Origin of the sequence: Oerskovia sp. NPDC056781 (assembly GCF_042789955.1) — a bacterium.
Classification (GTDB): domain Bacteria; phylum Actinomycetota; class Actinomycetes; order Actinomycetales; family Cellulomonadaceae; genus Oerskovia; species Oerskovia rustica.
This window is the reverse complement of the sequence record NZ_JBHUAD010000207.1, coordinates 1-7,271: the sequence shown is the minus strand read 5'-3', so window position 1 is coordinate 7,271 and position 7,271 is coordinate 1. Positions and strand designations below refer to the sequence as shown.

The window sequence follows — 7,271 nt, the reverse complement described above, 5'->3', positions numbered from 1 at the left end:
GGGCTGCCCAGAGGGCCCACGAACGACCCGAAGTGCACACTCGGCGACGGACGCGACCGGCCGAGCGGGCCCGGCCCTACGCCGCGTCCGGCTCGGGCTCGCCCGGGACCTCTCCCCGGCCGCCCGCGCCGGGCGCACCACCCCCTTCCCCGGAACCCTCGCCCGGGGCGAGGTGTCCCGGGAGGTGCGCGGCGCCGTCGGGCGACGTGGAGAACGGCACGACCGCCGGACGCAGGTGCGGCGCGAGCCACCGGGCCGCGACCTGGACGACAGGCCCCACGCCCAGCGCGTACAGGACCGTCGCCCAACCGAGCGTCCCGCCGAGCGCGAAACCGATCGCGACCACGAGGACCTCGATCGCGGTCTTGACCCGGCGCACGGGCCACCCCGTGCGGGCGACGAGACCTGTCATGAGACCGTCGCGCGGCCCCGGGCCCAGGCGCGCCCCGAGGTAGGCCGCGGTCGCGACGCCGTTGAGGGCCACGCCCGCGACCGCGAGCGCCACGCGTCCGGCCGTGGAGGGGTCGGGGGCGATGCGCTCGAGCAGGAGGAGGAACGGGTCGAGGGTCGCGCCGATCACGACGACGTTGGCGATCGTGCCGATGCCGGGGCGCTGTCGCAGCGGGATCCACAGCAGCATGACGACGACGCTCGACGCGACGACCACGACGCCGAGCGCGAGCCCGGAGCGCAGGGCCACGCCCTGGTGGAAGACGTCCCACGGCATGGCGCCCATGCCGGAATGGATGAGCATGGCCATGGTCAGGGAGAAGCCGAACAGTCCGAGCGTGAGCTGGACGGTCCGGCGCAGGGGGCTGAAGTTCGTCGACACTCCCCTACTGTGCACCCGCAGTGGACTGGTGATCCATAGCCAATTCGGGGAGAGTGGCCTCATGGCCACCTCGCTCGCCCCCGCGCTCGCCACCTCGCTCGTCCCCACCCCCGGCCCCACCGCCCCGGCCCATCCCCCCGTGCACCGACGCCTGTCCGCCCCCGCCCTGGCCACGCTCGTCGCCGGCTGGCAGTCCGGCGGGCCCGCGTACGCCGCGCTCGCCGACGCCGTCCGCGGCGCGGTCCTGTCCGGCACGGTCGCCCCGCACACGCGGCTGCCGAGCGAGCGCGACCTCGCCGCGGCGCTGGGCGTCTCCCGGACCACCACGGCCGCGGCGTACGCGGCCCTGCGCGAGCGCGGCTTCGTCACGAGCCGCACGGGCGTCGGGACGGTAGCGGTCCTGCCCCGTCCCACGCGCCGCGCCCAGCCGCGCTGGTGCGGCGGCGACGCGCCCGTGCCGGTGGGCGTCGAGCCGCCCGAGGACCTCGTCGACCTGGGGCAGGCCGCCCCAGCCGCCCCGCCGCAGCTCCACACGGCCTACGGTCGCGCGCTCGAGACCCTCCCCGGCTACCTGTCGGGGCGCGGGTACGAGCCGCTCGGCCTCGAGCCCCTGCGCGAGGCCGTCGCGCAGCGCCTCACCGAGCGCGGCACGCCCACGAGCCCGGACCAGGTCCTCGTGACCACGGGCGCGCAGCACGCGATCTCGACGATCGCCCAGTCCCTCCTGGGGCCGCGCGACCGGGTCGTGGTCCAGTCCCCCACGTACGCGCACGGCATCGAGGCGATGGTCGCGCGCGGGGCGCGTGTCGTCGGCTTCCCCGTGGGTGCGGGCCTGCCGGGCGACGGCCCGGGGTTCGACGTCGCCCTGTTCGAGTCGACGATCCGCGCCGCGACCCCGCGTCTGGCGTACCTCGTCCCCGACTTCCACAACCCGACGGGCTACAGCCTCACGCCCGACGAGCGCGCCGAGGTCCGGCGGATCGCGCTGCGGCACCGCGTCACGGTGATCGGTGACGAGACCCTCACCGACATCGCGCTCGACGGCCCGTCGCCCGAGCCGCTCGCGGGCGACGGGTCAGCGACGAGCCACCTGCTCACCGTCGGGTCGGCCTCCAAGACGTTCTGGGGCGGGCTGCGCGTGGGCTGGGTCCGCGCCCACCCCGACGTCGTCGCGCACCTCGCGCGCGTACGCGGCGCGGCCGACATCGCGACGTCGGTCCTCGAGCAGCTCGCGGTCGTCGAGCTGCTCGCGCGGCGCGACGAGGTCATCGCCGGACGCCTGCCCCTCCTGCGGTCGCAGCGCGACCTCCTGCGCTCGGCGGTCACGGCGGCGATCCCCTCGTGGCACGTGACCGCGCCCGCGGGCGGGCTCTCGCTGTGGGTCGACCTGGGGCGCCCGCTCGCGCACGCCCTGGCGGCGTCCGCGGCGGTGCGGGGCCTCGTGATCAACCCGGGCCCGTCCCTCACGCCCGACGGCGCCGCGACCTCCCGCGTCCGGCTCACCTTCGCGCCCGACGCCGAGGCGATCCGCCGGGCCGTGCCCCGGCTGGTGGCGGCGTGGGAGCACGTGGCGGGGTAACGCTCGGTCGCTCCTCGGTCGTTCGTCGGGGCCGAACGCGCCTGCCCCTCGACGCCAGGCACCGCTCAGTGTGCAGTTTGGGTCGTCCCGGGGCTCGATCGACAGCCCGAACTGCACACTCGGCGACGGCACCGCGTGAGAGCTCCCTGCCCTCGCCCCACGAGTCAACCCGGCTCGCCTGCCCCCCGCCCCACGAACCGACCGCCCACGAGCACCGGCACCAGGTCCGAGGCGTCGAGCTCCGCCGCGATCTCGAGATCCGCCCCGAACCCTTGGCTCACGAGCTCGCGCCCGCTCACACAGCGCCGGAGCCGGTCCTGCAGCGCAGCAGGCGCGTCACGGCCGTCGGGTCCGCCGCACGCCGACCGGAACGCCTCCGCCGCGAGCTCCGCCTCGGGTGACAGGTCGTGCCCATGGCCCTCGACCGCGGCGACGACCGCGCCACCACCCCAGAGGTCCTCGACCGCCGGGCGCAGCGATCCGTCCGGCCACCGTTCACCGCCGGCCACCACCGCGACGACTCGCCCCGGATCCTCGTCGAGGAAGCGCGAGACGTACGCGCCGACGGCCTTCGCGTTGCGCAGGCACGCCGCGACCACGGCCACGCCGTCCTCGGCGAGCGAGAGCGAGATCGTCGACCCGTTGGGCGAGGGCAGGACGACCCGGGCGAGCCCGGGGGCGTGGCGCAACGAGGTCGGTGACAGGCTCACGTCACGCTCGGACCGGGCGTGCGCGAGCGTCGCGCCGTGCCGGGCCGCATGATCGGCAGCACGCTCGTCACGCCACGGGAAGGGGAGGACTTCGGCACCTCGGTCGACGGCGACGCTGACCGAGGTCGTGAACGAGAGCACGTCGACCACGACGGCCAGGAACCCTCCGTCCCCAGGCGAGGCAACCCCGCACAGGGCTCGCGCTCCCGTGAGCCCCCAGTCGAACCGGATGCGCGCGCTCCCCTGACCGAACACCGTGTCGTCCACGGTCCGCGAGTCTAGGCGCCCGCGGGCCGGCCCAGGCCTATGCCGTGCGCAGCTCCACCGTCGCCGTGGCCTGTGCGCCGTCGTTGAGCAGCCGCGCCGCGACCGCTCCCTGCGCGGCGAGGTCGCGCCACGTCTCGCCGAGCCACTGCTCGGCGTCGAACTGGTTGGTGAACGCCGGGCTCACGGGCGTCGTGAGCGGACGTCCGTCCGCGTCGTCGAGCTCCCACACCCACTGGGGTCGGATCATCGTGCGCCTCCGCCTCGGGTCCCCCGGGCCGTGTCACGCACCAGGGACCGGTTGATGCTCGCGGCCCAGAACGGACCGTTGTAGATCATGCCGGTGTAACCCTGCACGAGGTCGGCTCCGGCCGCCAGGTAGGCGCGCGCGTCGTCGGCGGTCGAGATGCCGCCCACGCCGACGATCGTGACGTCGGGGCCGAGGCGGCCGCGGAGGCGAGCGACGACGTCGAGCCCCCGTGCGAGCAGCGGCGGACCCGAGAGCCCACCGGGCCCAAGGTCGTGCCCGATCGTCGTGTTGACCGCGATGACCCCGTCGAGGCCGAGCTCGAGCGCGAGGTCGGCGACCGCGTCGACGTCCTCGTCCGCGAGGTCCGGCGCGATCTTGACGAGCAGCGGGATGCGCCGGACGCCGGCCGCGCGCGTGGCGTCGTCGGCGGCCTCGCGGACCGCCTGGAGGATGGGGCGCAGGGCCTCGGTCGACTGCAGGTCGCGCAGGCCCGGGGTGTTCGGGGAGGACACGTTGACGACCAGGTAGTCGGCGTGCGGCGCGAGGAGCGCGGCGCTCGTCGCGTAGTCGCCCGCGGCGTCCTCGGCCGGTGTGACCTTGGTCTTGCCGATGTTCGCGCCGATCATGATCGCGCGACCCGACGCCGACCGGCGCAGAGCCTCGAGGCGCTGTGCCGCTGCGGCCGCGCCCTCGTTGTTGAAGCCCATGCGGTTGCGGATGCCGCGCAGCGACAGCTCGCGCCACATGCGCGGCTTCTCGTTGCCGGGCTGGGCGTGCGCGGTCACGGTGCCGATCTCGATGAACGCGAAGCCCAGCATCGTGAGCCCGCGGATCGCCTTGGCGTTCTTGTCGAACCCGCCCGCGAGCCCGAACGGTGCCGGGAACGAGCGGCCGAGCGCCTGGACGCTGCCGGGGCCGTTCGCCCCGCGGCCCAGGTACGGGGCCGCCGCCCCCTGGATCACGTCACCCACGACGGGCGTGCGACCGGCGAGGGAGATGAGCGGGAACACCACCTCGTGCGCCTTCTCGGGGTCCATGTGCTTGAAGACGCCGTTGAAGAGGAGGGAGTACAGCCGGCTCATGCGGTTTCCTTCGGTTCGGTGGTGGGGGTCTGGGGCGGGCGCGTGCGCCACAGCCAGGTGAGGCCCACGACCGGCAGGACCAGCGGCACGAACCCGTAGCCGATCCCGAAGTCGGACCACACCGTGGGCTTGGGGAACGCCGCGGGATCCAGCAGCGACCAGGCGCCCACGGCGAGCACTCCCACGAGCTCGACCGTGACGGCGGTCCAGGCGACGGTCCGTGACGTCGCCGACCCGCGGGCGAGCGCGATCGTCGCGACGATGTAGACCACGGCCGCGAGCGCCGAGAGCCCGTAGGCGACGGGGGCCTCGTGCCAGTCGCGCAGGAGCTGGATCGAGGCGCGTGCGGTCGCGGAGATCGCGAAGATCCCGTAGACGAGGACCAGGACGCGACCGAAGCCGCTGCCCGTCCTGCGGGGGCCGCCGGGGGCGCCCTGGGTGTCGGGGACGTCAGGGGCGCCCGACGGCGGCACGCGGGTCGCCGGGTCGGGTGCGGTCTCGGGGTTCTCGGGGTGGGTCACGCCATCTCTCCTCAGGCGGTCCAGATCTGCCACAGCCGCCACTCGAGGAACGCGACGGTGATCGCGGCGACCGCGAGCACGACCGAGCTCCAGCGGGAGCGTTCGGCGAACGCCCACACGGCGGCGACGGGCAGGATGAACAGGGCGGTGATCAGGTAGCCCCAGAGCTTCACGGGGTCGCTCGCCGAGCTCCCCGTCGCGGCGAGGACGCCCGCGACGATCATCTGCAGGACGATCGCGCCCTCGATGACGGCACCGCCCCAGAGCTGCTTGAGGATGACGGCGCGGTCGCGGGCGACGAACCACCCGGCCCAACCGGTGAGGGCCACGCACAGCGCGACCACGAGGAGGACGAGGGGGAGGACCACGACGCCGAGCCTACCGGCGTCCGGCCCGCGGGCAGGAATCGCCCGCCGCTCGCCCCACCGATGGCCATGGTCCGCGCAGCGGCTAGCATCGAGCCGTGGCTGAACTCACTCTCTCCAGCAAGAACCCGACCGGCGTGAAGGTGGACGCGCTCGTCGTCGGGACCCAGACGACTTCGGACGGCGTGGCCGTCGTGGGGGACGACCTCCCTCGCGACGTGGTCGCCGAGCTCGAGGCCCTCGCCCCCGTGCTGGGCATCACCGGTGCGCGCGACGAGGTGCGCACGGTGCCCGCGGGCGCTCACCTCGAGGCCGGTGTCCTGGTCCTGACGGGCCTCGGCGCCCGTGACGAGTCGGGCTCGTTCGCGGCCGAGACGCTGCGCCGTGCGGCGGGGGCCGCGGTGCGCGACCTCAAGGGTGCGGCGTCCGTCGCGGTGGCCCTGCCCGCCAAGGACGAGGCCGAGGTCGCCGCGATCGCCGAGGGCGCGCTCCTCGGCGCGTACTCTTTCACGCGCTACAGGGACGCGTCGGGCGCGAGCGGCTCGACCAAGCCCGCCGGCGTCGTCTCGAGCATCGAGGTCCTCACCTCGCTCGCCCGCGGGTCCAAGGCGAAGGCCGCGGTCGAGCGTGCCACGACGATCGCCGCCGCGGTCCACGCGACGCGCGACCTGGTCAACACCGCCCCGAACGACCTGTTCCCCGCGGCCTTCGCCGACATCGCGAAGGCCGCCGCGAAGGGCACGGGCGTCAAGGTCACGGTCCTCGACGAGAAGGGCCTCGCGTCCGGTGGCTACGGTGGCATCCTCGCGGTCGGCCAGGGGTCCTCGCGCGGCCCGCGCCTCGTCAAGGTGTCCTACTCCCCCTCGCGCCCGCACGCCAAGGTCGCGCTGGTCGGCAAGGGCATCACGTTCGACTCGGGCGGCATCTCGATCAAGCCCGCCAAGGGCATGGAGGCCATGAAGTCCGACATGGCCGGTGCGGCCGCCGTCCTGCACACCGTGCTCGCGGCCTCGAGGCTCGGCCTGCCCGTCGCCGTGACCGGCTGGCTCTGCCTCGCCGAGAACATGCCGTCGGGCACGGCGCAGCGCCCCTCGGACGTCATCACGATCCGCGGCGGCAAGACGGTCGAGGTCCTCAACACCGACGCCGAGGGCCGCCTGGTCATGGCCGACGGCCTCGTCGCCGCGGTCGAGGAGAAGCCCGACGTCGTGCTCGACGTCGCGACCCTCACGGGGGCGCAGATGGTCGCGCTCGGCACGCGCGTCTCGGCCGTCATGGGGTCCGACGACGTCCGCGGCGAGGTCGTCGCCGCGGCCGAGGCGGCGGGCGAGCAGTTCTGGCCCATGCCCCTGCCCGAGGAGCTCGCCGCGTCGATGAAGTCGAAGGTCGCGGACATCGCGAACATCGGCGACCGTTTCGGCGGGATGCTCGTCGCGGGGCTGTTCCTGCAGGAGTTCGTCGGCACCACGCCCTGGGCGCACCTCGACATCGCGGGCCCCTCGTTCAACGAGGGCTCGGCGTTCGGCTACACGCCGGTCGGCGGCACGGGCGTCGCGGTCCGCACGCTCGTCGAGCTGCTCGAGGCGCGCGCGGCGAAGAAGTAGTCGCCCGGCGGCCGCGCTCTGCGCGGACCGTCCCGGGACACGGACGGGCACGACCTCTCGGGGT

At 74.7% G+C, this 7,271-nt stretch carries 8 protein-coding genes; 2 read left to right on the top strand and 6 right to left on the bottom strand.

Translation table 11 applies throughout. The annotated features are described in order from the left end of the window. Positions 1–76: 76 nt before the first annotated feature. Positions 77–832, bottom strand: coding sequence for a YitT family protein (locus ACFRCR_RS15160; protein ID WP_377678673.1), 756 nt, complete (start codon positions 830–832; stop codon positions 77–79). 61 nt (positions 833–893) lie between these two features. Here ACFRCR_RS15160 and ACFRCR_RS15155 point away from each other — a divergent pair, with 61 nt between their 5' ends. Then, the gene (locus ACFRCR_RS15155) at positions 894–2,411 is read left to right on the top strand and encodes a PLP-dependent aminotransferase family protein (protein ID WP_377678672.1); all 1,518 of its coding nucleotides are present in this window, start codon (positions 894–896) and stop codon (positions 2,409–2,411) included. 164 nt (positions 2,412–2,575) lie between these two features. On the opposite strand, the gene ACFRCR_RS15150 is transcribed toward ACFRCR_RS15155, so the two are convergent. The 5 genes from ACFRCR_RS15150 to ACFRCR_RS15130 are packed head-to-tail and all read right to left on the bottom strand — an operon-like array spanning position 2,576 to position 5,606. Then, complete coding sequence (locus ACFRCR_RS15150) at positions 2,576–3,388, bottom strand: 2-phosphosulfolactate phosphatase (protein ID WP_377678670.1); 813 nt, start codon at positions 3,386–3,388, stop codon at positions 2,576–2,578. A gap of 37 nt (positions 3,389–3,425) precedes the next feature. Continuing rightward, positions 3,426–3,635: a hypothetical protein gene (locus ACFRCR_RS15145; protein WP_377678668.1), complete on the bottom strand. Its 210-nt coding sequence runs from the start codon at positions 3,633–3,635 to the stop codon at positions 3,426–3,428. Next, positions 3,632–4,717, bottom strand: a complete 1,086-nt coding sequence (locus ACFRCR_RS15140) for a quinone-dependent dihydroorotate dehydrogenase (protein WP_377678666.1) — start codon at positions 4,715–4,717, stop codon at positions 3,632–3,634. Before ACFRCR_RS15140 ends, ACFRCR_RS15145 begins: the two co-directional genes overlap by 4 nt. After that, on the bottom strand, positions 4,714–5,238 hold the full coding sequence (locus ACFRCR_RS15135) for a hypothetical protein (RefSeq protein ID WP_377678665.1): 525 nt from the start codon (positions 5,236–5,238) through the stop codon (positions 4,714–4,716). Before ACFRCR_RS15135 ends, ACFRCR_RS15140 begins: the two co-directional genes overlap by 4 nt. An 11-nt stretch (positions 5,239–5,249) precedes the next feature. Beyond that, entirely contained in the window at positions 5,250–5,606 is a 357-nt protein-coding gene (locus tag ACFRCR_RS15130) for a hypothetical protein (RefSeq protein ID WP_377678663.1), read from the bottom strand. 95 nt (positions 5,607–5,701) lie between these two features. Between ACFRCR_RS15130 and ACFRCR_RS15125 the strand changes: the two genes are divergently transcribed. Further along, entirely contained in the window at positions 5,702–7,207 is a 1,506-nt protein-coding gene (locus ACFRCR_RS15125) for a leucyl aminopeptidase (protein ID WP_377678661.1), read from the top strand. Positions 7,208–7,271: the final 64 nt, after the last annotated feature.